This is a genomic window from Paenibacillus ginsengarvi, assembly GCF_003626695.1.
Lineage (GTDB): Bacteria > Bacillota > Bacilli > Paenibacillales > NBRC-103111 > Paenibacillus_AB > Paenibacillus_AB ginsengarvi.
In genome coordinates this window covers 1-1,574 of record NZ_RBAH01000070.1, presented here as the reverse complement: position 1 = coordinate 1,574, position 1,574 = coordinate 1, and the positions used below count along the sequence as shown (strand labels likewise).

Genomic DNA, 1,574 nt, shown 5'->3' with positions numbered 1-1,574 from the left:
GGGGCTGTTGACAAACAGAACGTTCAAAGGTTTTTGGAGAGCTGCGTAGAATTTAAATTCTATGCAGTTTTTCTTTTGGAGGGATTCCACTATGATGGGGGTTAACGGAGATAAGCAACACCAGTTCGTTTTTTTCAATCTGGAGGATTATGTGCCGAAAGGTCACTTGTTGCGCGCGATTCAGCGAGAAGTGGATTTCTCATTCATTTACGATAAAGTGAAGCACCTGTACTCCTCTGTAGGTCGAAAATCCATTGACCCCGTACTGCTCATGAAAATGATGCTCATAGGGTATTTGTATGGCATTCCTTCTGAACGCAGATTGGAAGAAGAAGTGAGTTTGAATTTAGCTTATCGTTGGTTTTTGGGGTTAGATCTCACGGACTCCGTTCCGGATCATTCAACTCTAAGTCAAAATCGCCGCCGTCGTTTTAAAGATAGCTCCATCTTTCAAGACATATTCGATCATATCGTGGCAAAATGCATAGAGATGGGTATTGTGACGGGAGAAGTAATCGTAACCGACTCCACTCACGTCAAAGCCAGCGCATCACTGAGCCATTCAGAGAAAGTAAAGGTGGATAAAAAGCCATCTGAGTACCTTCAGGAATTAGAGAAAGAAGCGCAGCGGCTTGAGAGGCAGCGACAAGCAGAGCGTGAAGCTGAAGGAAAGAAAAAATGCGGGCCAGTGAAACAGGATCGCCCAGATGCCGTTAACCAGACAGAAGTGACTCAGAGTCAGACAGACCCTGGGGCTGGTCTTATGAATCGTCCCAAAAAACCAGTAGGCTTTCATTATCTGGGTCACACAAGTATTGACACAGCTCACGGAATCATCACAGATATCTATGTAACTCCAGGCAATGTGAATGATCATGAGCCGTACGGCGGACGCTTAGCCATCCAGCAAGAAAAATTTGGCTTGGACATCAAAAAGGCTTGCGCTGACAAGGGATATGACTGCGCTGTGGTTCATCACGTTCTTGAAAAGCAAAATATTGAAGGATATATATCCCCTGTAATGAAAGAAAGTAGTATTGAGGCCATCGGGGATAAACCGTTTCAATACGATGAGCAATCAGATAAGTACCTATGTCCAGAAGGAAAGACATTAAAGTTTACTAGCGTAGAGGGTGACGGGATCAAGGAACCTTATCGAAGAGTGTATGCGGCAAAAACCAAGGACTGCAAAGCATGCTCATTGCGTGAACAATGCTTTGGTAAATCGAAGAACTATCGAGTCATTCGACGTGCCCTTTTCCATGAAGCCACAGAACGCAATAAGGAACGAGCTAAGACAGACGAGTATCGGAACCTCATGCGTCTTCGGAGCATTTGGTGTGAAGGTACTTTCGGGATTATGAAACAATCTCATAATCTAAGCAGGACTCATAAACGAGGCATCCGTAACGCTACGGAACACTGCCTCTTTTCAGCATTGTCCCTGAACATCAAACGAATGATCAAAGCGATAGCATAAGGGATGAAAGGTCCCTTCAAAATCAGGCCAAATTCTATAAAACCGACAAAATGGGTTGAGGATGTTGTCCTCAACCCATTTTGTCAACAGCCCC

At 44.5% G+C, this 1,574-nt stretch carries 1 protein-coding gene; it reads left to right on the top strand.

Translation table 11 applies throughout. The features are described from left to right. Positions 1-91: 91 nt before the first annotated feature. On the top strand, positions 92-1,480 hold the full coding sequence (locus D7M11_RS36095; RefSeq protein ID WP_158607027.1) for an IS1182 family transposase: 1,389 nt from the start codon (positions 92-94) through the stop codon (positions 1,478-1,480). The last annotated feature ends 94 nt before the right edge of the window (positions 1,481-1,574 follow it).